This window comes from Staphylococcus muscae (assembly GCF_003019275.1).
GTDB lineage: Bacteria > Bacillota > Bacilli > Staphylococcales > Staphylococcaceae > Staphylococcus > Staphylococcus muscae.
In genome coordinates this window covers 1,039,939-1,066,421 of the sequence record NZ_CP027848.1, presented here as the reverse complement: position 1 = coordinate 1,066,421, position 26,483 = coordinate 1,039,939, and the positions used below count along the sequence as shown (strand labels likewise).

Genomic DNA, 26,483 nt, shown 5'->3' with positions numbered 1-26,483 from the left:
TGGAATCTGAAGAAAGTCGGACGCAAACACTCGCACTGACGAACGGAAATATCATATAAAGTTTAGAATGGATAGGTTGGTATAACAAAACAAGACAAAGTCTGATACTATCCGAGTTCTATATAGTAAATGAGGCAGTGACGTTAGTGGAAAGTGATTACTCATATCCGAGGAGGCCTCATCAGCGACTTAATCGTCATAGTAACAACGAATGATGAAAAGTCAGCAGAGATCACAGTAGGTAGAAATTTTAATGGTAAATGGTTGTATGCTTTTTTAGTTTGTTCAACATTCTCAAAAGTTAAGTATAAAGATATGTTGTTTCCTTTAAATATAAGAAGTCCTTCTGCATCATCAGATAACATTATTCTTATATTATCTAGGAGCACCTCACACATTGATCAATTTTTTCTAATTCATTTAAGACCAAATCTGCACATGTATTTTTAGGTATGTCTGTTATTTTTTCATATAAATAGTTGTCATTCCAAATATGTCTTCTATTTTTTCAATTCTCTACATTATTTGTAATTAAAAAATATGATCTTGCTTCAAAGGTCATAATTAATATCTCCATAAAACATTTGATATAATAATATTGATAATAAAAAGTGGTGGTGAAATTATGGAGAGTTATAACACGGAATATAAGGAATGTATGCCCAAACCACAACAAATGAAAGCAGAAATAGTCTCATTTTTAAACAGTAATAATGGTGGTACAATATTTTTAGGCGTAGATGATAATGGAGATCCTATTATATATGAAAGTGAAGCGCACCGAAAAAAATTATATAAAGAATGGGAAGAAACATTAATGAATTGGATTGCAACTGCATTTCGACCCGAAGTCACTGGTCTTGTAATGATTGAACCAAATGAAATCCCATTTAAAATATCAGTTAGTGCAGGAGTAAATAAACCATATTACTATACTGACGGTGATGGATTTAATTCTAAAGGAATATACATACGTACAGGAAGTTCTAAGAGGAAAGCGAGCGACGAAGAAGTTAGAAGAATGATGAATAGGCATATTGCTAATTCATTTGATGGAGAAATGAGTATTATAATAATGCAGGGCTAATTTTAAGTGATCAAAATCCATATATATCGAAATTAGCTGTTTTCGATGGTATGGATACGTTAACTTTTAAAGATAAGAAAAAGTTTTCAGGTTCGATTGTGAAGCAAATAGAAGAAATTTTGAACTATTTACGTTTGATTAATAAAAATGAGATTACTTTTGGTAGTAACGGGAGAAGAATTGAATCATTCTCTTATCCTCAAGATGCAATTCGTGAAGCATTGATGAATGCATTTACCCATAGAGACTATCTAATGACATCAGATATTAAGATAGAAATATACGATGATAGAATTGAGATTTCTTCACCAGGTTCTTTACCAGACGGATTGACGATTGAAGACATCAAAAGAGGTGCAAATGCTAAACGTAATCCAATATTAATCAATGCAATGGATAAAATGGATTATATTGAAAACTATGGTTCAGGAATAAGAAGAATCTTTTCATTATATAAAGGTTTTAATAAACAACCTATTTTGATAGCAACAGATAATCTTTTCACAGTAGTATTATTTAACAAAAATTATAAGTTAAATAAAATACCTACTAATCAGAAACTGACAGAGATTGTAGAATTTCTATCAGATGGTAAGTTAGCGAGTAGACAAGAAATTCAAGAAGCAATGGGACTTCAAAAAAGTTATACATCTGAGTTAATTGCTAAACTGAAGAAGTTAGAGATTATCGGATCTAAAGGTAGAGGTCCAGGCACTAGATATTATTTGATTAGAAACTAATAAATTCATCAAGTGATAACCGGACGATAAATTATTAATATACATATAAACATTGATAAATCAATATATTTATGACCGGACAATAACCGGACGATAACCGGACGATACCAGAGTATTTAACACTGACCTACAGTTTATTTAGTTACCGCTGAGTGATATTTGATACAATTCTATTCAATCGAAAAAACAGAAATCCTTTAATATCAATGTGTACGACAGTCTATACAACTATATGAGATCCTATAGTTTTTGAACGTAAAAAACCAGGTCTTAAAGCTGCACGTCGTTCACCACAATTCTCAAAACGTTAATATCGTTTATACAAGCACTTTCCAATCTTATGTTGGGGAGTGCTTTTTTTGTGACTTCATCTTTTGTGGTGGGATGGCATAATATGCTGTATCCCTTTTTGTTTAAATAATGTATTGATAGTTTGAAAAACAGTAGAAGTTTTTATTTGTATGTGAGATGGCTATTAAACAACAATGCCAAGTTCAAAATATATGAAATCAGAAATTGTAGAATATTTATCCAATAAAAAATTAGCAAGTAAATCAGAAATTAAAAATGCAATGAGCCTTCCAAAAATCATACTCCTGAATTTATTGCAGAATAAAAAAGAAAACGAATAATGACACTAAAAGCACTCATTTCATAAAGAGAAGTGAGTGCTTTGCTATATCTATAACGTTTTTGTAACAGTAGACATTGTGTGAATATGAATCTGATGGAGTGCTTTCTTTGCTGCTTCATCTGTAATGTCATCATTGCTGAGCCATTCAAAAATAAATCCAGTGACACTTGAAGAAAGGTACGCTGCAAATAGCTTTCGTGTCGTTAAATCTTCATGTTGGGAAAGGGAAGAAGTTTCATGATAAACGGTTGACTCTATATTTTTGTTGAATTGTTTAAAGAAAGAGCCGTCATCGTTTTTTATAAATACAGTGAGGACCCGTTTATTTTCGATGACACTATTGATGATTGCTTCATTATAAGAAATGTAGTGTTTTGTACTAATTTGACGAGCATGTTCAACATGAGACATAAAAGCACTTGCCATCTTTTCTAGTAAGGCTGTCACCATTGATTCATGCAAATGATCTTTAGATGTGTAATGTAGATAAAATGTATTACGACTACATAGTGCTTGTTCACATATTTTAGTGATTGTAATCTCTTTATCGGAGATTTTTTCTAATAAAGTTAAGTAGCTGTTGTATAAATTGAATTCAGTTTTTCGATAACGTAAATCATTTTTATTCATTGCAATCACCTTTTTTAAGATATAGGACATTATACCATGTTGTTGTGAAATAAATAACATTGCTGTCTTGAATAACCATTGTTTTGTGATTTGATGCACAATAAAATAGCCTTATTAAATGACTGAGGAAAAGGTGATTATTTTGAAAAACCGTGTAACGGAAGTATTAGGAATTGAAAAACCGATTATTCAAGGGCCAATGTTCTGGTTAACAAGTGGTAAGTTTGTTGGTGCGATTAGTAAAGCAGGGGCTTTAGGGGTATTAGGATTTAATGCAGGACAAACTGAAACAGCAGAAACGCTAGAGAAGTCAGTTGAAAATATGCGTAAAGAAATTGAAATTGCGAGATCAATCACAAGTAACCCAATTGGAATGAATGTGAGTCCATCTCCAGAAGTGGAAGAAGTTTCAAAAGCAATGTTTGATCTTATGGTAGAAACGGGTGTTGAAGTTGCTGTTATGGTAGGTTCTTTCGATAAAGAGTGGACGAAACGCTATCATGAAAATGGTATTAAAGTGGTGTTCCGTCCACATACACCATCAGTAGAAAATGTAGAAGAAGCGATTCAAGGTGGGGCGGATGTCATTGTTGCAACTGGTTTTGATGAAGGTGGCACAGTACCTGACCGTGTCATTGGAACATTCTCTATCATTCCGTTAATTGTAGATGCTGCGAAAGGACGTGTGCCAGTCATTGGTGCAGGTGGTATTGCTGATGAACGTACAGCAAAAGCAGCTATGGTACTTGGGGCGGAAGGTATTTATGTAGGAAGTGCCTTTTTGATGGCAGAAGAGTCTAATATGGCTCAAAATATTAAAGAACAAGTTAAAAATTTTGATGCGACTGATATGTTGATGTATAACGATTACAGTTCTTATTATCGTTCAATTCCAGGTGAGTTGCCGAATGAACTACAAGAAATGAGTGATAAGGGCGCAACAAAACAAGAAATTTTTGATAAACACTACGGCTACAAAGGCATGCGTAATGGTATGGTATTTGGTGATTTATCGAAAGGTTATGCATCATTTGGTCTCGGTATCTCATTTATGAATGAAATTGAGCCTGCAGCGGCAATTGTTGATCGTCTCATGCGTGGTATTGAATCATAAACACATTAGCACTTTCCAAGTCATTTGATTGGAAGGTGCTTTTTTTAGCATTATAATAGGTGTGAAAATAGGAGATGATTTGATGCTGACACGAAAAACTGTTTTGTCATATGTTCAACAACAACACGATGTGTCACCTGACTATCCGTGGGAGAAGTACCCAAATTATGTGGCTTTGAGACATAAAAAGAATGGTAAATGGTTTGCACTTATGATGGATATTACAGCAGATAAACTAGGGATAGACAGCAACAAAGTCATTGATGTTGTAAATGTCAAAGTAGAGAAGGAATTCATGGGTGTATTGAGACAAAAACAAGGTGTATATGAGGCTTATCATATGAATAAAGCAAATTGGGTGACTTTGCATTTGGAAGAGTTGTCATTACTTGATGAACTGACTGAGTTTATCGATGCGAGTTACGATTTAACAAGTTAATAATGAAAGGTGTGACGAATTTTTTAAAGATATTATGCCTTTATCTAAAAGATGAAAAAGACAAGGTATATTTCGGTTTTTATAATTGACATAGAAGGTGTTTCCGTCTAAACTGTATTTAATCCGATAAAGAAACTAAGAATAGAGGTATATGGTAATGAAAAGAATTTTGTTATTAATGGTTGCCTTTGCGATTGTACTTGCTGCATGCGGTAATGGTAACGACTCAAAGAATAGTAGTAAAAACGAAGATAAAAAGATTGTAGTGGGAACTGAAGGGACATACGCACCATTCACATTCCATGATAAAAATGACAAGTTAACAGGTTACGATGTAGAAGTAACAAAAGCAGTTGCGAAAGAAATGGGTTATGACGTTGAATTCAAAGAAACACAATGGGACTCAATGTTTGCAGGTCTTGATGCAGGTCGTTTTGATGTCATTGCTAACCAAGTGGGGATTAACGATGAAAGAAAAGAGAAATACAAATTCTCAGATCCATACACTTATTCAAATGGTGTATTAGTCGTTGCTGAAGATAATGATGATATTAAATCATTTGATGATGTAAAAGATAGAAAACTTGCACAAACATTAACATCAAATTACGGTAAGCTTGCAGAATCTAAAGGTGCAGAGATTACAAAAGTAGACGGTTTCAACCAAGCGATGGATTTATTGTTATCTAACCGTGTTGAAGGAACTTTCAATGACAATATCTCATATTTAGATTACAAAAAACAAAAACCAAATGCGAAAATTAAAGCAATCGAAGGCGATGCAGAACAAAGTCAATCAGCATTTGCATTCAGCAAGAAAACAGATGATAAAGTTGTAGAAGACTTCAATAAAGGTTTGAAAAAATTAAAAGATAATGGTGAATTAGAAAAAATTAGTAAGAAATGGTTCGGCGAAAATGTTTCAGAACCTAAATAATGAACAGATTCACGCATTAGAAGCTGCGAAACAAGCTTTTTTACCTATGTTAGAAGGCTTAATTAAGTACTCTATACCAATAACAATTGTTACATTTGTTATTGGTTTAATTTTAGCCTTATTTACTGCATTAATGCGTATTTCAAGCAGTAAAGTTTTGAGAGGGATTGCACGTTTTTATGTATCGATTATTCGAGGTACACCGATGATCGTACAATTATTCATTATCTTTTATGGTATTCCTGAAATAGGTAGACTTGCGACCGGCAATGCGGACAATCAGCTCACTTTAACACCAGTTGTAGCGGCGATTATTGGTCTGTCATTAAATGTAGGTGCTTATGCTTCTGAAATTTTAAGAGGGGGCATCATGTCTATTCCAAAAGGGCAGACTGAAGCTGCGTATTCAATAGGGATGAGCTATAAGCAAACAGTTCAACGTATTATTTTACCTCAAGCAATCAGAGTATCTATTCCAGCTTTAGGTAATACATTTTTAAGCTTAGTGAAAGATACATCATTATTAGGCTTCATCCTTGTGGCAGAGATGTTCAGAAAAGCACAAGAAGTGGCATCGACAACGTATGAATTTTTAACAATCTACTTACTTGTCGCCTTGTTATATTGGATTACATGTTTCATCATTTCTGTGATTCAATCATATTATGAATCTTATATTGAAAGAGGGTATCGCTCATGATTCAACTTCAAAATATTAAAAAGTCATTTAATGATAAAGAAGTCATCAAAGGGATTAGTCTTTCAGTAGCACAAGGTGAAGTGATTACATTAATTGGCAAGTCAGGTTCTGGTAAGACGACGCTATTGCGTATGATCAACGCATTAGAATTGCCAACTGAAGGGACTGTATATGTGAATGGTGAAACATATACGAATGATGACAAAAAGTCTCAGATCAAAGTGAGAAAGCAATCTGGAATGGTCTTCCAAAGCTATAATCTCTTTCCGCATAAAACAGCCATCGAAAATGTGATGGAAGGTCTTGTGACAGTGAAGAGGATGAACAAGCAACAAGCGCATGAAGAAGCCTTACAATTGCTTAGAAAAGTAGGTTTAGAAAGTGTCAAAGATCAAAGACCTCATGCATTATCAGGAGGTCAGCAACAACGTGTGGCGATTGCGCGTGCTTTAGCCATGAATCCAGAAGTCATGTTATTTGATGAACCGACATCTGCATTAGACCCAGAGTTAGTCAATGACGTACTCAAGGTGATCAAAGATTTGGCTAACGAAGGTATGACGATGGTCATTGTGACGCATGAAATGCGCTTTGCACGTGAAGTGTCAGATCGTGTTATTTTCATCAATGAAGGTCTCATTGGTGAAGAAGGTAAGCCAGAAGTATTGTTTAACCAGCCACAAACAGAAGAATTGAAGAAATTCTTTAATGTCATAGATATTTAGAAAAAGTAGCTATATCAAGTTTTATGTAACTTGGTATGGCTATTTTTGTTTGGATAGACTTTCTAATCGTTTTTAATTTTTGCTTAAGTAATGTCCAATAATCTCAGGTTATATTAGTGTCAATGAATCATAGACGTTAAGGAGAATCGGGATATGAAAATAGTAGTAATTCCATCTGGATTTAAAGAAAGTTTAAGTGCAGAAGAAGTTGGAATGGCGATTAAGCAAGGCATTGATAAAGTAGATAATTCACATGATGTGAATGTGATACCTATGGTAGATGGTGGAGAAGGTTTTGCCAAGACGATTGTGAAGTTGAAGGCTGGGAAGTTGATTCACCATAAAGTGACAGGTCCCATAGGTGAAGAAATTGATGCATATTATGGTGTATTTTATGAAAATGGCTTGCAAACAGCTGTTATTGAAATGGCTGTCATTGCAGGATTAAAAAATGTTCCTAAGCATATGAGAAACCCTTTGAAAACGACGACGTATGGTGTTGGAGAAATGATTTTAAAGGCGATTGAAGATGGGGCAGAGCGCATCTTAATTGGCTGTGGTGATTCCGGTACAAACGATGGTGGTATTGGTATGGCGCAAGCACTTGGTGTTCGCTGTTTTGATGCAACGGGTCATCAAATACAAGTCGTTGGTGGTGGTGATATTCATCATATCCATAAAATAGATTATAGTGACTTAAATGTAGATATTAAACGTATCCCAATTGATGTTGCAGTGAACTGGGATAATATCCTTTGCGGAGAATCAGGTGTCGCAAAAGTATATGGTCCACAAAAAGGAGCAACGCCAGAACAAGTCGCTTTATTAGCTAGAAACTTAGAATATTTAGCTGAGTTATATGGAGAAATATCAACGAAAGACCTAAAATACGGTCAAGGTACAGGCGCATCAGGCGGTTTAGGTGCAGGTCTCATTGCCATTTGTGGTGCAAAGTTGCATCCAAGATTTGAAATCATTATGAAGTATATTCAAATTTCAGATGCGATTCAAAACGCAGACTTAGTTTTTACTGCGGAAGGTTGTTTAGATTATCAAACACCGCATGGGAAAATTCCGTCAGAAGTTGCTAGGATAGCGAAAGTCTATCAGAAGCCAGTGATTGCATTAGCAGGTACAATTGGTAAAAATGCAAAGATCAATTATGATAACGGTATTGATGCGTTTGTCAGTATTATTCCCCAACCTGCGACGTTAGAAGATGCAATGATGGATGCGAGTCGATGGCTCAAGAACTGTGCAGAGAATGCGATGCGTAAAGTCATGATTGGCATTATTATCGGAAAAGCGATGAAGTCACATGTCGTTTAATCAATCTAATCGAACGTTGCTGGTGACAATCTTTTGCTTATTGTTTGCTATTATGATATTTGCGCTAAGCGACTTTAGTTATTTTGGTAAACTCAGCATTATTTTATTCGTCGTATCATTAGTGCTATTTGTGATGACATCACTGCCACCCACACTTGTCGCAATGTTATTACTTACAACGGGTATCGTACTTGGATTGCCGAAAACATTGTTATTCAATTCATTTGATCAAGATATTATTTGGTTGATGATCGGTGCATTTATGGTTAGTGGTGTGCTAGAACAAAGTGGTTTGATACAACGCATGACAACTTGGGTGTTGAGTCAAGGACAGACACGGAAAATGAATCGATTAATCTTTTCACTTGTACAAGTGGTAAGTATCGTAATTCCGTCGACATCTTCTCGAGCGGTCATCTTATTGCCACTTTATCAACAAATTATCGCAAAGTTACCGCAGTATAAGACGTTTTATAGTTTATTATTTCCCGTACTGATATTAATGGGATCTAATTTGACACTATTAGGTGCAGGGAGTCATCTCATAGGCATGGGATTACTACAAGCACAAAACAAAGATGTGCTGAGTTACTTTGAGTTTTTATATTTAGCTGCACCATTTGGTGTCATGATAGCAATCATATCCGTATGGGTGATTTATCGATATACACATATGTCGAACGTCTCAACGGGTGTTGACGAACAGTCAAAAATAAGTCAGCCGTATACGAATCATGAGAAAAAGACGTTAATACTTCTTATCATTACAGTCATTTTTTGGTTAACAGAATGGCTTCATCATATTGATATTGCTGTCATTACGTTTTTCATTGCGTTGATGATGACATTACCTGTTTTTAATATGATGACTTTTAAAGATAGTTTAAAGTTTATTAATTGGAACTTGATTTTATTTGTAGCAGCAGCAAGTGCATTAGGGACATTGCTCGTAGAATATAAAGTTATCGATCAATTACAGAAGTCATTGTTTTCAAAACTAACAACGATGACGCATATTCATGATGGGATCATACTCATATTGATTTGTGTCGTTACTGTATTATCACATCTCATCATTACAAGTCATACTACGAGAGCTGTCGTTCTGATACCTAGCTTTTTAGTCTTGTCAGAGTTATATCAGTTAAATGCAACGTCTGTTGTGTTTATTGCACTTATTGGCATGAATTATTGCTTAACGTTTCCCGTGAGTTCGAAAGCGCTTTTGGTATTTTTTGAAGGTAACGCAGGATTTAGTTCCAAACAGCTCATGCAGTTGAGTTTGATTTTAACGCCCATTTATATTATGTTGATGGTGCTATTTTATTATTGTTATTGGCAACCAATTGGACTAACACTTTAAGAGGTGAACTATGGCGCATATTTTGATTATTGAAGATGATGAAAAAATTGCACGTGTGATTGAATTGGAACTAGAGTTTGCGGGATATCAAGTGACAAAGGCGTATACAGGGAAACAAGGATTAAACTTATATGAAACTGAGAAGTTTGATTTGATTTTGTTGGATGTCATGATTCCAGAGTTAAATGGTTTAGAAGTATTGCGTCGCATCAGAATGACAGATACAGAGACACGCATTATTATGCTCACAGCACGAGATACGGTCATGGATAAAGTAGGTGGATTGGATAGTGGTGCCAATGATTACATGACAAAGCCTTTTGAAATTGAAGAGTTGTTAGCGCGCATACGTGTGCATTTAAAAGATCGACAACAAGGCACAGAACAAGATATTTTAACGTTTAAAAATTTGCAAATATATACCAATGTACGAGAAGTTTATGTGGATGAAACTTATATTTCTTTAACGCAAAGAGAGTATGACTTGTTATATTATTTTGTTTGTAATAAGAATCAGGTCTTAGCACGTGAACAGATCATTGAAGAAGTATGGGGATTTGATTATGTGGGAGATACAAATATTGTCGATGTTTATGTGCGGTATATTCGAAAAAAATTAGGCCCATCACATGACTACATTACTAGTGTGCGAGGCATTGGCTATGTGTTGAAGGATACGTCATATGAAGCTTAGAACAAAGATTCAAATGTATACGACAATGATGATCGTCATTACTTTAATTATTGTAAATGTTTTTGTCTATATGACATTTAAAAAGAATGCGATTGATAGTGAAGTGCATCAAATAGAAAACAGAGCAGTGAATATTATTAAAGAGTTAGAAAAGTCACAGCATCATCGTGGTGACAATGAAAGAATTATAGTGAATCATTTATTATCAGATGGTTCGATTGCGATTGTAGACCGTGACAATAAACGAAAAATCCAAATTATGACAAATAAAAATTATGAATCATTGGTCTCGGATTATTCCAACAAACAGGTGGATCGTTATGTCGAACATAAAGGGCATTACTTTGTCATGGTATCTGTGCCAGTCTTATGGGAGAATGATGAAACCGTCAATTTACAAATCTATGAAAATGTCGATATGAAACATGAATCATTTGAAACACTCAAGTGGATATTGATAGGATCCACGGTGATGTTGACGCTGATTATCTTTATATTAAATATGATTATTACACATAATATTTTAAAACCTATTCATTTACTCATTGATAAAATGTCTAATATTAATAAAACAAAAGGTTATCGAAAAGTGGAAAAGTTGGAACGTAGCACTAAGGAACTGGATGATTTGACTGATACTTTCAACTTGATGATGCAGCGATTAAGTGAACAAGAAGAGAAAGAACAAAGTTTCATTGCGAATGCATCCCATGAGCTTAAAACACCAATTACCGTTATTCATAGTTATAGTAAGATGTTGAAACGATTTGGTAAACAAAAACCAGAACTTCTTGATGAAGGATTAGACGTGATTCATGAAGAGTCGAAGCGGATGAAAAGTTTGGCAGATCAAATGTTACAAATTACGTCATTCCAACAGAAGAAACAACAATCAGAAATAGAAATTTTTGATGTGACACAAGTATTGCGACAGTTATCTAAAAAGTTAACATTGGCTTATGAAAGGAAGATTGTCGTCAATGGTAAAGAGACCTCGAAATATATAAAAACAAATAAAGAACAGTTGATCCAACTCTTTACGATATTTATTGATAATGCCATGAAGTATAGTGATGAAGTCATTGTGATTCAAATCCATAGTGTGAATCGAGCAATTAAAATTCAAATCAGCGATAAAGGTGAAGGTATCCCTGAAGAGAGTTTAAATAAAATATTTGACCGTTTTTATCGTGTGGATAAGGCACGGACAAGACAAAATGGGGGCAGTGGCCTTGGTTTGTATATTGCTAAAGAAATTGCCCAGAAAAATCAAGTGGATATTTCTATGGCATCAACTGTCGGAGAGGGAACAACGATAACACTTAATATAAAGGAGCATGTGATTGAATAATTTAATAAAACCTATTTTATATATGATTATCTTCGTGCTTATTTTAGTGTTGGGAATGATGATCTTTCAGAGTAATAAGTCATTATTGAGTGCCGAAGAAGGAAAAGCAATGGTGAAAGAACGTTACGCTGGAGACATCAAAAGTTTTAACATGTCTGAAGATAAACACTATTTTAAAGTAACAGTTGAAGATAAACAGAAAATTTTTCGATTTCAGATCGATCGACAGTCAGAAAAAATATCTCATTTAAAAGTGATTAAGCGAAAGGCTGAAAAAAAAGAAAAACCAAAGAAAAAGCGTGTGCAACAGTCAAAAGAGAAACAAACAGGCGATCAAACATCTGAACAGCAAAATGTGCAGCAGCAAGCACCTTCACAGACACAATCAATGGAAGATCCGTCAGTAGCACAGCAGTCTGGCGCACAAACGAATTTACAAGTCCAGCCCAATCCGTACTACTATTATTCAGACGATGATGATGACGAGATAGACGATGATTAGCATCGGAGCAATAAAAATAAAAGGCAGTCATAAAATAGAGACATTCTCTATTTTGTGACTGCCTGTTTATCATTTAAATAGGAAAATACAATGTTACGGTTGTTCCTATACCATAAGTACTTTGGACTTCAATATGACCACCAATCTGATGCGCAAGTGTTTGAGCAATATATAAGCCTAAGCCTGAACCACCACGATCAAGGTTACGTGACGGGTCTATCCGAAATGTTCGTTCAAAAATACGATTCAAATATTTTGATTCAATACCTGTCCCTTCATCTCTCACAGAAATTGCTAATTCATTTGGCGATAGTTGCTTAATATTTACATCGATGGGCGTTCCAGTTTCTGAAAATTTTAAGGCGTTATCCAAGAAGTTTGAAATAATACGTTCAATTGCCATCTTATCTTGCATAAAGCGTGGAATCGATGTGTCTGCATTAACAGTTAGAGAGCGGTCTTCCTGTTCTAATTGCTGTTGGTAAGGATCCAATATTGATATCAGCAATTGATCAACTTGCAGAGAGACTCTATCTTGTGCATGTGTTGTGACACTCACCATAGATGTTAAGTCATCAAACATATGGCTTAGTCGATCTGCTTGGTTAATCAATACATTGTATGCATGTTGTTGTGAATTTGTGCCATTAATCATACCATCTCGTAGTGCTTCGGAATATGACTTAATGCTTGCTAGCGGAGTTTTTAAATCATGTGCTAAGTTTTGAACCATGTACATTTTTTCCGCTTCTTCATCTTTAATTTGAGCCATTTGTTGTTCAACTCGTCGTACCATCACTTTGAATGAGTCATTGAGTTCCTTTAGTTCTGATGGAGATGAGATGGTGATAGGATCGATGTTAAAGTCTCCGTCTGCTACTTTTTGTGTTTCTTTATTCAGACGTTCGATTTTATGAATGGTTGGCACGATAAAAGTGAGTGCAATCATCATAGTCATCATACTTGAAATCATTGAAAACAATGTGAGAAACAGTGTTTGTTGTGCATCGAACCACATGAGTTTATAAAGGATGAATAAGAACAGTGTTGTGATGATGACAGAAGTGACAAAAGAAAGGAATAATTGTTTGCGAATTGTCATCTAATGCCTCCTTTGGAACTTATAACCAAGTCCCCAAACTGTTGTAATTGCATAGTCATCATAGCTGTGTTGTTCAAGTTTTTCTCTCAAGCGGTGAATATGAACATTTAACGTATTCATATCTTCATAGTAATCATAGCCCCATACTTGTTCGAGTAAATCAGTCTTTGATAGAGCGACATTTTCATGTGTAGCGAAATACCAGAGTAACTCAAATTCTTTCACCCTTAAATTGACTGTTTCTGTATGAATTGTCATGGTTTTTGTCAGGTTATCTAGCGTAAGTGTTCCAAATGTCAAAATGTCTTGAGCCACAGGGGTGTGCTTCACCCGTTTTAATATATTTTTAGCACGAATAACAAGTTCTCGGGGGCTAAATGGTTTTTTGACATAATCATCTGCCCCAAGCATCAGGCCATATATGGCATCAGATTCTGTTGTTTTCGCTGTGAGATAAATATATGGAATTTCTAATTGGCGTGCCTGCATTTCTTTCACAACAGTGTAACCATCTTTGTCAGGCATCATAATATCTAGAATGATGAGATCGATAGAGGCATCCAGAAGGTCCAATGCTTCTTGCCCATTGCCAGCAGTCGATACGGTATAACCTTCAAATTCAAAATAAGTTTTACATATATCACGAATATCGGGCTCATCATCTACTATGAGTATGTGTTCCATGCGCATCATTCCCTAGTTTTTTTCTTTTAAAAAAGTGAAATAGATCAATTGAATCTAAGGTGTTTTTGTTCATTAATATTATTATAAAGAAAAACAACTGTAATGGATACGTAAAAATCATATCTGCTAAAAGATAATTTAACATTACAAAGGCGCCGAAGAAGCTGGCAGTATAAGATAAGATACCGAGAATTAATCCAAGACCGATTGTAATTTCGCCAAGTGGTATGAGCCATTGAAATAGATCAAGTTGACTATTCACGATGTTGGCGAAGAAAGTTTTATACCATTCCGGAATATCTGGACTTTTTTGAACGACAGGAATTAAACCACTAATCGCAAATCCACCTGTTAGTTTTTCAAATCCTTGCATCAACATCACGATACCGCTCCCCATTCTAATGAGTAAAATAATTAGTTTCCATATTGTGTTCATCATAATTGCCTCCTTTCATTAAAAGAAGATAGAATTCCCAAGTGTGGCAGAATTCTATCTCACTGAAATGCTTCAATATTTTTTGTAAGATACGATGTCTGGGATTATTTTAACATCGCATTCCCGAATACAACGTGTGCTTTATCGCAGTAGATTGTAACTGTATCATAATCTTTCACATTGACGTCTTTAAGGTCGAAAGTTTGTTTCATTTCATCATATTTCACTTTGTCAATTTTCATACCTTTTTCTACATCACCATTTTTAGTTAAATACACATGTAAGTCTGGACCTTTATCAGATTTGAAGTCAGTTAGCATTAGTTTGCCGTCTTTGATCATTGCTTTCCCTTTAACCATTTGATCATTTTCGCCTTTGAACATGCCTTCTTTCATCATCATGTTTTTATCGTCCATTTTTTTGTCTTCCATTTTGCTTTCCATCATTTTGTCATCTTTTTTCATTTCTTTGTCATCATCCATGTTACCGCAAGCGCCTAAAAGTAATGATGTTGCAACTGTTGTTGATAGTAAGACTGATTTGATTTTCATAATTATTTCCCACTTTCATTTTTGGTTTTATTGTTTTGACACTTTGTATATTACATGAGCAAAATCTTAATTCACATTAACTATCGATTAACAATTCTTAACTAAATCTTAAATTGTAGAACGAGGTTGTGAAAAAAGCGTTTAGAATGCGAACAGAATCAGAGCAATGAGAAAAATCGCTTTTTGATTTTGTCGAATTGTGATATTCTGTCGAGAATTCTGCTTTTGGAACACTGACATCACGAGGTTGTGAAAGGAGCGTTTGATTGCTAGCAGTAACAAGCAGATTCGTTTACTTCATCTATAAATAGGCATATGATGTGTTTCATAACAACAGAGAAGGGTGTAATTCAAATGTCAGAGAATCATTTAAGTAAGCAACCAGTACCAGATAGAGCGGAAGACAATGCGTATTTCCCGTCTGAGTATTCGTTGTCATTATATACAGCACCTAAAACGAACTTTGAAGGTGTAGAACATAAAGATGCTTATACAGAAGGAAAATGGAAGGTTTTAGTTATTGCGTCAGATGAAAGATACTTGATGTTGCAAAACGGTAAAATGTTTTCAACGGGCAATCATCCAGTAGAGACGTTACTACCATTACATCATATGATGGAAGCTGGATTTGATTTAGATGTTGCGACATTGTCAGGTAACCCAGTTAAGTTGGAGCATTGGGCAATGCCAACAGAAGATGAAGCGGTAATGGAAACGTATGAGCAACTTAAAGCGAAATTAAAAGCACCGAAAAAATTATCGGATGTTGTGGCTCATGAGTTAGGAGCAGATGCTGATTACTTATCTGTTTTTATTCCAGGTGGACATGCGGCACTGATTGGCTTGCCAGAAAGTGAAGATGTTCAACAAACTTTAGATTGGGCACTTACGAATAATCGTTTTATTATCACATTGTGTCATGGACCAGCAGCATTACTTGCAGGTTCATTGAATCGTCAAACATCTACATTTGCAGGATATGAAGTGTGTGTCTTCCCAGATGCTTTGGATGAAGGAGCAAATGTTGATATTGGTTACTTGCCGGGTAAACTCCAATGGCTTGTTGCAGAGAGTTTAACGCAAGATGAGTTACATGTGGTAAATCAAGAGATGACTGGTCAAGTTCATAAAGATCGTCAATTATTAACTGGAGATAGTCCGCTAGCATCTGATGCGTTAGGTAAATTGGCAGTAAATGAAATGTTAGCGCATATTCAATAAAAGAAAAAGTGAAATAAGCTTCTAGTCATACTGGGGTGGGATAACGAAATCTTTTGTAAAAAGAAGATTTCGATTCCACCCCTAAGTTTTGTTCACATTGAAGCGTTTCTGTGGACACGCCAACTTGTGAGATGCGATTGATGGGATGGAATTATTTTCTTTTTTTATATCTAGGTTTATGAAGGATCGAAGTGGGTAAATTAAGAGAGCTTGACATTCGAAACCAATGAGTGAGAATTTGAAAGCTATTATAAAAAATTAACTTTCTGTTCACTATTTTTGAAATTTATGTTTTCAATCATACATTACGGGTATATTGAATGTGAGACAATTGACAACAAAATAGGAGGTGACGCAAGGTGAGACGACTTAAAAATTTCTGTCTAGGATTACTAATGGTGGTCATCGTAGGATTCTTATTGTTTATGTATTTAGACTACGAACCAATCAAACAATATCAAAATTATCTCTATCAATATGAGTGGTTCCAACCATTATTGATTGGCTTATCTGCGTTTTTAATTTTAATAGGATTTATTTTATTTTTCAGTGCATTTAAACCAACGCACCGTAAACCGGGGCTATACAAAGACTATCAAGATGGACATATTTATATTTCGCGCAAATCTATTGAAAATACAGCGTTGGATACAATCAAGAAATATGATGAAATTCGCCAACCGAATGTAGTAGCGAAATTATACAACAAAAAGAATAATAACTTTGTTGATATTAAAGCAGACTTTCTTGTACCAACAACGGCAGTGAACATTCAGTCTTTAACAGAACAAGTGAGAGCAGATGTTAAAGAAAATGTTGAACGTTTTTCAGAAATGCCAGTGAGAAAGTTAGAAATCAATGTGCGTGATCAACGTCAAAGCGGCGAAGCACGTGTAGTGTAAAGGAGGGGTCCTATGGCTAACCAACATCAAAATGGTCAAGGTGAACAAGTAACGAATGATCAGATTATTGCCTTATTACGCAGTTATAAATGGCGTATTATCGGGTTCTTCTCTTTCCTTATCATTGCAATCTTGTTTTTAACGCTTGGCTTTTGGAAAACAATTTTAATTTTAGTTTTATGTTTAATCGGTGTCGGAGTTGGGTATATTAAAGACCGAACACAAGATTTCTTGAATTTATTGAATCGGTTAAGCTAACTTGCAAAACGTATCGAGATTTTAGAAACAGTGTAAATACAATATTTAAAAATAAGGGAGTTTTTTATTATGACAGTAGATAACAATAAAGCAAAAGAAGCATACAACAATAACACAGGTGTAAACGAAAAAGAACAAGAAAAACGTCAAGCGAATGAACCACAATTCTCAAATAGCTTAACATTCTCTGATGAAGTTATTGAAAAAATCGCTGGTATCGCAGCTCGTGAAGTAAAAGGTATCTTAGACATGAAAGGCGGCTTTGTTGACAGCATCAGTGGTTCATTCACAAGTGGTAACAACGTAACTCAAGGTGTATCAGCTGAAGTTGGTGAAAAACAAGCAGCAATCGACTTAAAAGTTGTTTTAGAATACGGTGAATCAGCACCAAAAATCTTCCGCAAAGTAACTGAATTAATCAAAGAACAAGTGAAACACATGACTGGTTTAGAAGTTGTGGAAGTAAACATGCAAGTTGAAGATGTAATGACTCGTAAAGAATGGCAACAAAAAAATGAAAAAGGTAACAATAACGAGCAAAAAGGATTACAATAGGCCGTTATTTGGTGAGAAGAACTGAGTACATATGTGCTCGGTTCTTTTTTTGTTTGCACATAGACAATTATCTATATAGATGATAATCTATGTTAGGTGAAGGAGGTATTCTATGTCATATCAAGTATTAGCCGTACAGTTGAAAGTATTGGCAGATGCCAATCGTTTGGAAATTATTGATTTGTTATCGTGTGGTGAACTATGTGCTTGCGATATACTCGCACATTTTGATTTTTCTCAGCCAACGTTAAGTCATCATATGAAGGCACTTGTTGAGAGTGAGATGGTGACAGTGCGAAAAGATGGGAATAAGAGAATGTACAAATTGAATGCAGAACAACTCGAAGCAATTAGTATGAACTTGAATCAAGTACATAGGGGAAGCGAACAATGTATTTGTAAAACAATGAAAGGTGGAACGTGTTGATGATGCTCTTAGCAATTATCATTTTTTTAGTCACATTACTTTTTGTAATTTGGCAACCTAAAGGATTAGATATTGGTATTACAGCGCTGATTGGTGCGCTTATCGCAATTATCACAGGTGTGGTGAGTCTCGGTGATGTATGGGAAGTAACTGGAATTGTATGGAATGCAACGCTGACTTTTGTGGCGGTCATTCTTATTTCATTGATTCTAGATGAGATTGGTTTTTTTGAATGGTCAGCGATACATATGGCTCGTGCTTCAAATGGAAATGGTTTGAAGATGTTTGTCTATATTATGCTGTTAGGTGCAATCGTGGCAGCCTTTTTTGCAAATGATGGGGCAGCATTAATATTGACACCGATTGTGTTGGCAATGGTTAGAAACTTAGGTTTTAATGAAAAAGTTGTATTTCCATTCATTATAGCAAGTGGTTTTATTGCGGATACAACTTCATTGCCATTAGTTGTTAGTAACCTAGTGAATATCGTATCAGCCGACTATTTTAGCATAGGGTTTCTAGAATATTTTGGGCGTATGATCATTCCTAATATGTTTTCATTGATAGCGAGTATTGTTGTGTTATGGTTGTACTTTAGAAAGGCGATTCCGAAGTCGTTTGATGCGATACATTTAGTTGCACCGCAAACGGTCATTAAGGATGAGCGATTATTTAAAATATCATGGATCGTATTAGGCATTTTATTAATCGGTTATCTTGTGAGTGAATGGTTGAAGATTCCTGTGTCACTTATTGCAGGAAGTATCGCATTTATCTTCGTTTTATTAGCAAGAAAATCGCCTGCGGTACATACTGCACAAGTCATCAAAGATGCACCGTGGAATATTGTTGCCTTTTCAATCGGAATGTATCTCGTTGTCTTTGGATTAAAAAATGCAGGGATTACAACGTTGCTCGCAGATGTGCTCGCCAATATTTCTCAATATGGGTTATTTAGTAGTGTTATGGGAATGGGTTTTATTGCAGCATTTCTATCATCTGTTATGAATAATATGCCAACTGTTCTGATTGATGCGATTGCTATCAATCAGTCAAATGTGACGGGTATATTACAAGAGGGGATGATTTATGCGAATGTAATTGGCTCTGACTTAGGACCTAAAATCACGCCGATTGGATCACTCGCTACATTATTGTGGTTACATGTCTTGACGCAAAAAGGTGTGAAGATTTCATGGGGGACGTACTTCAAAACAGGTATTGTGATTACGATTCCTGTACTATTTGTCACACTATTAGGCTTGTATCTCACATTGATTATTTTTTAAGAAAGAGAGAATGATATGGATAAAAAAGTGATTTATTTTATTTGTACAGGAAATGCTTGTCGAAGCCAGATGGCAGAAGGATGGGGCAAGAAAATACTCGGTGATTCATGGGATGTGTATTCAGGTGGAATTGAAACGCATGGCGTGAATCCTAAAGCGATAGAAGCGATGGATGAAGTGGGTATTGATATTCGTACACATACTTCTGATTTGATCAATCCAACAATATTAAATAAGGCAGATTTGGTTGTTACATTGTGTAGTGATGCGGATAAAAATTGTCCAGTGATGCCACCACATGTAAAGAAAGAACATTGGGGTTTTGATGATCCAGCAGGTCAGCCATGGTCGGAATTTCAACGTGTAAGAGATGAAATTAAAACTGCTATTGAAAACTTTAAAAATAGATAGAAAAAACGCTACGAACTCGTCTAAAGGATGAGCCGTAGCGTTTTTTGATTAATGTGATGTCTGTGGTTTTTGTAAAGTAATTACGATGAAGAAAGCCAACAGACTTGTTGCAGCTGCAATATAGACAGTTGCGTGAAGGCTTAAATGTGAAACAATCACACCGCCGAGTAATGCGCCTAATCCTATACCAGCATTTAATGCGGACATATTCCAACTCATCACTTGGCTATGGTCACCGTGAACTTGACTGATGAGCCCAGATTGTACAGCTGGGTTCGTACTCCATTCAATAATATGCCAAGCGAATAAGGTGATGAGTAGTAGAATTGATGTTGCCCATAGCTGATTGAGTAAAGTTAAGATAACGGCAAATGCTAAGCTACTGAATATCAACCATGTCTTAAATGAAAGTTTATCGGTAAAGTAGCCACCCATTGATGTACCAAGCATACCTGCAACACCAATGACTAACAATGCGAGAGATACATATTGTAATGTATGGCCACCCGATAGAATTAGTGGATTAATATAGATATATGCGATGGAATTTGCAGTGAGTAAAATAAAAGTGACTGCCAATAGTTTGATGATTTCTTTCTTACTATGTACATTCGGTTGGTTATTACTTGTGCTATTATGTGTATGAATATTCATGTGAAGCTCACGTGGCAAGTAAATCGTAAGAAGGATCGTAACGAGTAATCCTACAAAACTAATTAAACCGAATGTGAATCGCCAACCTAACCAATCACCGATCAATGTCCCGATAGGCACTCCGAATACATTAGAAGCACTGAAACCCGTATAGACAATACCGAGCATGCGACCTCTTTTGTGTGGTTCTGAGAGAAAAGAGGTAATGGCTAATATTTTTACTACGATTAAAGCTGCGGCAGCTGATGATAAGATACGTCCAATGACTAATACGATAAAGTTAGGTGACAATGCAATCATCATATTGCCTATAATAAAAACTGCGATAGTTACTAATAAAACAGGTTTTGGTGCATAGCGTTCTGTCAATTTAACTAAGATTGGACCTGTCAAAGCAAATGTAAAAGCATATACTGTTACAAGTTGTCCAATCCAAGCTTCTGAAATATGTAGGTCAGCACTCATCAAACTCATAATACCTGCAACGACCATTTCGACCATGCCCACAATAAAAATACTTAACATAAAAGTGAATGTGCGCATCACTGTCATTGTTATCAGAACTCCTTTGAAAAATAGTCTCTGCGCACTATTGTAAACTATTTCAAGTTGTAACAACAGTGTTTAGCAAGAAATAGTAATTTTAAAAACTGAGACATCCAGTGCCACTATACTTATTTCTACAACATAAAAGAAGGAGCTGAACATATGTCTCAGCTCTATTTCGTTTATCTATATACTATTTATCTGCTAATGGATTCTCTACTTTTACATAAGTATAGGCGTGTGCTTCATCTAAAAGGCGCATTGTTGTAACGCATTTATAGTCAATGACTGAATTAAAGAATATCTTTTCAATGTTTTCAAGTCTTTGTGTATCAAATTTATGATCGCGGAAGGTTGTAAATAATGATTGTATTTGATCACGGACTATATGCCATAAGTCTGTTTCAAGAGATTCAATTGTATAATGATCGCTCAATGCAGCAACAAGTTCGCCCAGATGGTTTTGAACTGTCGCATAAAAAGCTTTATTAAAGACTGATTTCTGACTGTTTGTCAAAATACGAGATTTTTCATGAAAGTTTGATGTATCATAACCCATTTTATGAAGTTGTTGTGTATCAATGCGCAATCCTTCAAAGTCACGAATATACATATGATTGAGTAAGCCATCTTCTTTGTTAAAAACAGCAATCGTATTTTGTAAATGTGCTTCGAGTGCAATGCCATATTTAATTAAAAGTGGCATGACATAATCAATTAATGAAGCGGCATATCGAGAGAACCATTGTTGAACAGCAGTGTGTTCACTAAGTTCTGGATGATGCTCATGGTAACGTTCCACCAGTTCGATGATTAACGATGATGCTTGATGTGGTGTACTTACAATCAAACTGGAAGGAAGTAATGGTAAAACAGTGTCATCAAGATCATGATAGATGTTATGGCGCAACAGTGTACCGAGTTGTTCACTTCGGCGTTCCTGTATGTCAGGTGCGTCATTTTGATTGAAAAAGTGTACCCCTGACAATTCATCGACAGCACTTGTTGGGACATGAGAAAACCATGTATCTTGTGTGGTAATGTCATGCAATATTTGAGTCATTAGCGGACCGTTGTGTGTTGTTTGTTCTGATAGCGTACGTATTTCTCCTGTAATATGAACGTTGGTCGAGAGTTTGATGTGCGGTGATATTTTAGGATGTTTTGGCATCAACGTACGAAAAGATAAACCAGCATAATAATCAAATGTTACATCTACGGGTATGATGATTTGTTTTGCCAACTCGTCAGCATAATCAGCAGACAATATGTGATCATATTGCCAAGGATGTACAATCATGAGGTGATAATCCGAACGATTAAGCTTCGTCGTGTTAAAGGATTGTTGGCATGCTGCTTCTAAACCATCAAACGCATCATATAATATTGCATCAAATGATTTATTTAAATTTTGTACTTTTACATAGTTTTGATGCACTAATATGAAACGCAATCCCATTGGTTGTTCATACTCTGAAGAATAGGCAATCGTTTCTTCTGCTGTCATTCCTTTACGCAACTTCGCACCTGGATGAATGGGGTGACCTTCTACAACAGCTTGTTCAGACGCAAGGTAAGGGTCTGATTGTTGTTCAATCGCTGTTAATAGCGTATCTGTTGTATGACGATATTTCAATTGCTGATAACTTATTGCCAGCGCCATATAACAAGCGCTATTGCTTAGATCGTCGCGAAATTGTTCAGCTGCTGGTCCTGTGTATTGTACATTCTCAGCAATGATTGCATCGAGTACATGATTGGGATGTGCGATGCGTTCATAATAATTAGTTTGACGCCAATAAAAAGGACCTTCGACATCAATTCGGTTAAATGCATGAAGACCTGTAATTGGTGCACATAAAACCATCTGAGATTGAGAGAACTGAATTTCAAGAACAGTTTCGTGTTGAAGGGGTGATTCAGACAGGGAAGTATGATTAACCATCTTGCTGTGTATGTATCCATCTACAAGATTTTCTCGATAAATTGATGTGATGAGTCTTGCAGTAACAAGGTCACGACCTACCGACAAAGCTTGTTGAAAAGACTCTGCCCATTTTAGGTCTTTCTTGCAGAGTGTCTCATATGTTGCACGTTCATCATTTGTCATGATGGTCGTGGGTGTTTCTATTTGTTTCTGTTCAGCATTCATTTGAGCACCTCATTTATATTATATCTTTTTTATTTACAAACAATATTATAATTCGTATAATCCATAATACCGGAAATGAGAACGATTATCAATTAAAGGGGAGTGGATAACGTGGCAAAATGGTTCTATTCCGGTGCCTTTTTACTCTTTCTTGGTAATTGGATTGGACAAATTGCGTTAAACTGGTATGCCTATCAATTAAATCATCGTGCATTTGATCTTGCATGGATTAATTTCTTTCGATTAGTACCCATATTTTTATTGAGTATGTGGGCAGGTGCGATTGCCGATCGTTTTAGACGTTGTACACTTATCAAGTTAAGCATAAGTTGCTCACTCGTGATTACAGCAACATTAACGTGTGCGATTATCATAATGGGAGATATACCTGTTTATTATCTGTATCTTTATGCTTTTTTACGCGGTTGTATGAGTGCGATTGAAACGCCAGTCAGACAGGCAGTCTTACCGGATTTATCAGACAATCTTTCTATCTCGAAAGCTGTCTCTTATCAATCGTTTATTTTGAACACATGTCGTTCTATCGGTCCAGCTATATCAGGATTCCTTATCGCATCGTCAGGTATTCAAAGTGCATTTATCGTACAAGCTGTTTGTTATGTATTATCGCTGATTGTAAGTATGCCGCTTCGTTTTGAACTAACAGAACAACCGAATTGTAAAAAAAGCGGAGCATTCGCTGTTGCATGGCAATATTTTAAAATACATACACAAGGGCGTCATATTTTTATGACAGCACTTTTTATTATGGCAACAGGGTATTGTTATGCGACATTGTTACCGATATTAACAGATACACATTATCCTAATAATGCGAAACTATTTGGTGTTGCGATGGCAGTCAGTGCAGCCGGAGGAATTATAGCGACACTCATCATACCGAAGATGCTGCAATATATCCCTTCACAACGCTTATATTATATCAGCTCAATATTGTTTGGGTTGAGTTTAATGTGCATTTATCCGTTTGGCATCGTTAGATTGTTACTGATGATCTTTTTTGTCGGTTTATTTGGACAGATTGCACGCACAACAAATCGTATTTATTTTCAAAATGATGTCGATCCAGCGCATCGTGGTAAAATATTGAGTGTTGTAATGATGGATCGTGGGATGATTCCTCTCGGTGCATTACTAATGAGTATGTTATCGGAATATGTAGACATTGCGATGACATTTATGACCATGGGGATGGCGACTTTATTAATAGCGATGAGTAGTTATATTGTGATGATTAAGACGAATGGAGGCACAAGTCAATGACAATGATGCATCAACATAAAGCAGATCAACTGATTCAATATCGAGTGTTAATAGCGTGTATGAAAGAATCGCTATTCCCACCGACTACATATATTGAGACGATGAAAGGCGAAGTAAGGATTCAATATCAAGGGCGCCTATTACGTGTGAACTACATAACGAAAAGTTCATTCTTTCAAATAACGATGGAGGGGCCGATTAGTTATTCGATAGGAGAACAAACGAAAGAAGTGGCGTGTTTACGTGATCTTATTGAAATATTAAAAACGGATTTTGGTATGGATTTTCATGAGAGACTGATAGACGAATTGGAACATAGTGTGCTTGGATTATCACTGAGCCTTCGCCAATATGAACATCGAGAAACAGCGATGCGTCATGCATTAAAATTTTCACGCATGCCGAGTGAATTGAACTTTATTGCTTGGTTGGCACATATGAATGAAGACAGTGGCTTCACTGCACTCGGTTACACAGAAGGGATGATCTGGCATGGCCATCCATCACATCCATTAACGAAAACCAAGCTACCATTAACGTCCGGTGATATTCAATCCTATGCGCCAGAGTTTATGCGGATAGTACCATTAAAGATTGTATTACTACATAAAAATATGGTACAAGAAACGGCAATGAATGATGATGCCAACTTTGTATTGAATACTGTTATTCCAGATATGAAGCGCCAATTGCAACAATATATTGCACCGTATGATGTGTCACTCGAAGATTATCGGGTATTATTCGTCCATCCTTGGCAATATGAGCATGTGATTGTGGCACAATTCAGCGAGCATATCCGTACGCACCAACTGGTCCCAACACCTTTAACAGTTGATGCAAAACCAACGTTATCGTTCAGGACGATGTACTTGTTAGGACGTCCATTCCACATTAAATTACCGGTCAATGTTCAAGCGACAAGTGCGGTACGTACAGTATCGACAGTGACAACAGTGGATGGTCCACGACTCAGTCATCAACTGCAAGCGATGTTGACGCAATATCCCACGTTACAAGTAGCGATGGAGCCATATGGTATGCATATTGATGCGCCAGCTGATATTGCACGGCAATGTGCGATGATTGTACGTGAATCGCCAGAAGATACTCAGAGAGAGATCATACAAATGGTGACAGCATGTTTAATTGAACGCAATCCTGTTGATAATCAGGTTGTAGTGGACAGTTTGATTGAATACTTATATGGAAAAATAAATGAAACGACGATTTCAAGCTTCATCCGTACATATAGTCATGCATTGATGACGCCGTTAATTGCGTACATTCAGCAATACGGAATTGCTTTAGAAGCACACCAACAAAATACGATTTTAGAAGTTAATAAAAATAACCAAACATTATCTTTTATCGTTAGAGATTTGGGTGGTGCACGCTTAGATTTATCGACGTTACAGCGTGCGATTCCGGATGTAGAAGTAACTAATACAAGTCTCATTGCCGAAAATATTGATACCGTGATTGCGAAGTTTCAACATGCTGTTATCCAAAATCAACTTGGGACACTCATTCACCATTTAAAACATAAGCACCAATGTGATGAGCAAGCATTGTACGAAATTATTCGTGATGTTTTATATGAAGCAATTGATGATACGCAACAGCATGCTATGGCATTGAAGCGTATATTGTTTGGTGAAGAAGTAGTTGTTAAGGCACTCTTAAATATGCGCATGAAACAACAAGTAAAAAAATATACAACTATTGCGCTAGAAAATCCACTGTATGAAAAGAGGGTGTTGTAA

Annotated in this window: 28 protein-coding genes and 1 pseudogene; 22 read left to right on the top strand and 7 right to left on the bottom strand. The window is 35.9% G+C overall.

Going from position 1 to position 26,483, the window contains the following annotated elements; translation table 11 throughout:
- The first annotated feature begins 625 nt into the window (after positions 1 to 625).
- From C7J88_RS05320 to rpsI, 3 genes and pseudogenes are all read left to right on the top strand, one after another.
- Complete coding sequence (locus C7J88_RS05320) at positions 626 to 1,087, top strand: AlbA family DNA-binding domain-containing protein (RefSeq protein ID WP_095117596.1); 462 nt, start codon at positions 626 to 628, stop codon at positions 1,085 to 1,087.
- Positions 1,088 to 1,137: 50 nt separating this feature from the next.
- The gene (locus tag C7J88_RS05315) at positions 1,138 to 1,827 is read left to right on the top strand and encodes an ATP-binding protein (protein WP_095117595.1); all 690 of its coding nucleotides are present in this window, start codon (positions 1,138 to 1,140) and stop codon (positions 1,825 to 1,827) included.
- 236 nt (positions 1,828 to 2,063) lie between these two features.
- Positions 2,064 to 2,138: pseudogene (gene rpsI / locus C7J88_RS05310) on the top strand (30S ribosomal protein S9); the annotation flags it as partial.
- A 371-nt stretch (positions 2,139 to 2,509) separates the two neighbouring features.
- Here the strand turns inward: rpsI and C7J88_RS05305 are convergent.
- The gene (locus C7J88_RS05305) at positions 2,510 to 3,091 is read right to left on the bottom strand and encodes a TetR/AcrR family transcriptional regulator (RefSeq protein ID WP_142380983.1); all 582 of its coding nucleotides are present in this window, start codon (positions 3,089 to 3,091) and stop codon (positions 2,510 to 2,512) included.
- Positions 3,092 to 3,209: 118 nt separating this feature from the next.
- Here C7J88_RS05305 and C7J88_RS05300 point away from each other — a divergent pair, with 118 nt between their 5' ends.
- The 10 genes from C7J88_RS05300 (at position 3,210) to C7J88_RS05255 (ending at position 12,245) form a co-directional block, all read left to right on the top strand.
- The gene (locus C7J88_RS05300) at positions 3,210 to 4,205 is read left to right on the top strand and encodes an NAD(P)H-dependent flavin oxidoreductase (RefSeq protein WP_197696960.1); all 996 of its coding nucleotides are present in this window, start codon (positions 3,210 to 3,212) and stop codon (positions 4,203 to 4,205) included.
- A gap of 82 nt (positions 4,206 to 4,287) precedes the next feature.
- The gene (locus C7J88_RS05295) at positions 4,288 to 4,644 is read left to right on the top strand and encodes an MmcQ/YjbR family DNA-binding protein (RefSeq protein ID WP_095117592.1); all 357 of its coding nucleotides are present in this window, start codon (positions 4,288 to 4,290) and stop codon (positions 4,642 to 4,644) included.
- Positions 4,645 to 4,801: 157 nt separating this feature from the next.
- A complete protein-coding gene (locus C7J88_RS05290) occupies positions 4,802 to 5,581 on the top strand; it encodes an amino acid ABC transporter substrate-binding protein (protein WP_095117591.1) in 780 nt (259 codons plus the stop codon).
- Positions 5,562 to 6,281: an amino acid ABC transporter permease gene (locus tag C7J88_RS05285; protein WP_095117590.1), complete on the top strand. Its 720-nt coding sequence runs from the start codon at positions 5,562 to 5,564 to the stop codon at positions 6,279 to 6,281. The genes C7J88_RS05290 and C7J88_RS05285 overlap by 20 nt, the downstream gene beginning before the upstream one ends.
- Entirely contained in the window at positions 6,278 to 7,006 is a 729-nt protein-coding gene (locus C7J88_RS05280) for an amino acid ABC transporter ATP-binding protein (RefSeq protein WP_095117589.1), read from the top strand. The genes C7J88_RS05285 and C7J88_RS05280 overlap by 4 nt, the downstream gene beginning before the upstream one ends.
- A gap of 153 nt (positions 7,007 to 7,159) precedes the next feature.
- Positions 7,160 to 8,335: a glycerate kinase family protein gene (locus tag C7J88_RS05275; RefSeq protein ID WP_095117588.1), complete on the top strand. Its 1,176-nt coding sequence runs from the start codon at positions 7,160 to 7,162 to the stop codon at positions 8,333 to 8,335.
- The gene (locus C7J88_RS05270; protein ID WP_095117587.1) at positions 8,325 to 9,698 is read left to right on the top strand and encodes an SLC13 family permease; all 1,374 of its coding nucleotides are present in this window, start codon (positions 8,325 to 8,327) and stop codon (positions 9,696 to 9,698) included. The genes C7J88_RS05275 and C7J88_RS05270 overlap by 11 nt, the downstream gene beginning before the upstream one ends.
- A 10-nt stretch (positions 9,699 to 9,708) precedes the next feature.
- Entirely contained in the window at positions 9,709 to 10,392 is a 684-nt protein-coding gene (locus C7J88_RS05265) for a response regulator transcription factor (protein WP_095117586.1), read from the top strand.
- Positions 10,382 to 11,743, top strand: a complete 1,362-nt coding sequence (locus tag C7J88_RS05260) for a sensor histidine kinase (protein WP_095117585.1) — start codon at positions 10,382 to 10,384, stop codon at positions 11,741 to 11,743. Before C7J88_RS05265 ends, C7J88_RS05260 begins: the two co-directional genes overlap by 11 nt.
- Positions 11,736 to 12,245, top strand: a complete 510-nt coding sequence (locus C7J88_RS05255; RefSeq protein ID WP_095117584.1) for a hypothetical protein — start codon at positions 11,736 to 11,738, stop codon at positions 12,243 to 12,245. Before C7J88_RS05260 ends, C7J88_RS05255 begins: the two co-directional genes overlap by 8 nt.
- Before the next feature lie 73 nt (positions 12,246 to 12,318).
- Here C7J88_RS05255 and C7J88_RS05250 read toward each other — a convergent pair whose 3' ends face one another.
- The 4 genes from C7J88_RS05250 to C7J88_RS05235 all read right to left on the bottom strand — a co-directional run bounded on the left by C7J88_RS05250 (position 12,319) and on the right by C7J88_RS05235 (position 15,018).
- Positions 12,319 to 13,347, bottom strand: coding sequence for a sensor histidine kinase (locus C7J88_RS05250; RefSeq protein WP_095117583.1), 1,029 nt, complete (start codon positions 13,345 to 13,347; stop codon positions 12,319 to 12,321).
- Positions 13,348 to 14,031: a response regulator transcription factor gene (locus C7J88_RS05245; protein ID WP_095117582.1), complete on the bottom strand. Its 684-nt coding sequence runs from the start codon at positions 14,029 to 14,031 to the stop codon at positions 13,348 to 13,350. It lies immediately after the preceding gene.
- Complete coding sequence (locus tag C7J88_RS05240) at positions 14,006 to 14,467, bottom strand: DoxX family membrane protein (RefSeq protein WP_095117581.1); 462 nt, start codon at positions 14,465 to 14,467, stop codon at positions 14,006 to 14,008. The genes C7J88_RS05245 and C7J88_RS05240 overlap by 26 nt, the downstream gene beginning before the upstream one ends.
- A 104-nt stretch (positions 14,468 to 14,571) precedes the next feature.
- Positions 14,572 to 15,018, bottom strand: a complete 447-nt coding sequence (locus C7J88_RS05235; protein WP_095117580.1) for a DM13 domain-containing protein — start codon at positions 15,016 to 15,018, stop codon at positions 14,572 to 14,574.
- A gap of 354 nt (positions 15,019 to 15,372) precedes the next feature.
- Between C7J88_RS05235 and hchA the strand changes: the two genes are divergently transcribed.
- From hchA to arsC, 7 genes are all read left to right on the top strand, one after another.
- Complete coding sequence (gene hchA / locus C7J88_RS05230) at positions 15,373 to 16,239, top strand: glyoxalase III HchA (protein WP_095117579.1); 867 nt, start codon at positions 15,373 to 15,375, stop codon at positions 16,237 to 16,239.
- 359 nt (positions 16,240 to 16,598) lie between these two features.
- Positions 16,599 to 17,141: an alkaline shock response membrane anchor protein AmaP gene (gene amaP / locus C7J88_RS05225; RefSeq protein ID WP_095117578.1), complete on the top strand. Its 543-nt coding sequence runs from the start codon at positions 16,599 to 16,601 to the stop codon at positions 17,139 to 17,141.
- Between the two features lie 12 nt (positions 17,142 to 17,153).
- Positions 17,154 to 17,399 (top strand): DUF2273 domain-containing protein, encoded by a 246-nt coding sequence (locus tag C7J88_RS05220; protein WP_095117577.1) that lies wholly within the window; start codon positions 17,154 to 17,156, stop codon positions 17,397 to 17,399.
- 69 nt (positions 17,400 to 17,468) lie between these two features.
- Complete coding sequence (locus C7J88_RS05215; RefSeq protein ID WP_095117576.1) at positions 17,469 to 17,954, top strand: Asp23/Gls24 family envelope stress response protein; 486 nt, start codon at positions 17,469 to 17,471, stop codon at positions 17,952 to 17,954.
- Positions 17,955 to 18,066: 112 nt separating this feature from the next.
- Positions 18,067 to 18,381, top strand: a complete 315-nt coding sequence (locus C7J88_RS05210; RefSeq protein ID WP_095117575.1) for an ArsR/SmtB family transcription factor — start codon at positions 18,067 to 18,069, stop codon at positions 18,379 to 18,381.
- On the top strand, positions 18,378 to 19,670 hold the full coding sequence (gene arsB / locus C7J88_RS05205; RefSeq protein ID WP_169712260.1) for an arsenite efflux transporter membrane subunit ArsB: 1,293 nt from the start codon (positions 18,378 to 18,380) through the stop codon (positions 19,668 to 19,670). Before C7J88_RS05210 ends, arsB begins: the two co-directional genes overlap by 4 nt.
- Before the next feature lie 15 nt (positions 19,671 to 19,685).
- Positions 19,686 to 20,081, top strand: a complete 396-nt coding sequence (gene arsC / locus C7J88_RS05200; RefSeq protein WP_095117573.1) for an arsenate reductase (thioredoxin) — start codon at positions 19,686 to 19,688, stop codon at positions 20,079 to 20,081.
- A gap of 48 nt (positions 20,082 to 20,129) precedes the next feature.
- Here the strand turns inward: arsC and C7J88_RS05195 are convergent, their stop codons facing one another.
- Positions 20,130 to 21,287: an MFS transporter gene (locus C7J88_RS05195; RefSeq protein WP_095117572.1), complete on the bottom strand. Its 1,158-nt coding sequence runs from the start codon at positions 21,285 to 21,287 to the stop codon at positions 20,130 to 20,132.
- Positions 21,288 to 21,474: 187 nt separating this feature from the next.
- Positions 21,475 to 23,433 (bottom strand): IucA/IucC family protein, encoded by a 1,959-nt coding sequence (locus C7J88_RS05190; protein WP_095117571.1) that lies wholly within the window; start codon positions 23,431 to 23,433, stop codon positions 21,475 to 21,477.
- A gap of 111 nt (positions 23,434 to 23,544) precedes the next feature.
- Here C7J88_RS05190 and C7J88_RS05185 point away from each other — a divergent pair, with 111 nt between their 5' ends.
- Together C7J88_RS05185 and C7J88_RS05180 are read left to right on the top strand one after the other, a co-directional pair.
- Positions 23,545 to 24,717 (top strand): MFS transporter, encoded by a 1,173-nt coding sequence (locus C7J88_RS05185; protein WP_095117570.1) that lies wholly within the window; start codon positions 23,545 to 23,547, stop codon positions 24,715 to 24,717.
- Entirely contained in the window at positions 24,714 to 26,483 is a 1,770-nt protein-coding gene (locus C7J88_RS05180) for an IucA/IucC family protein (protein WP_095117569.1), read from the top strand. The genes C7J88_RS05185 and C7J88_RS05180 overlap by 4 nt, the downstream gene beginning before the upstream one ends.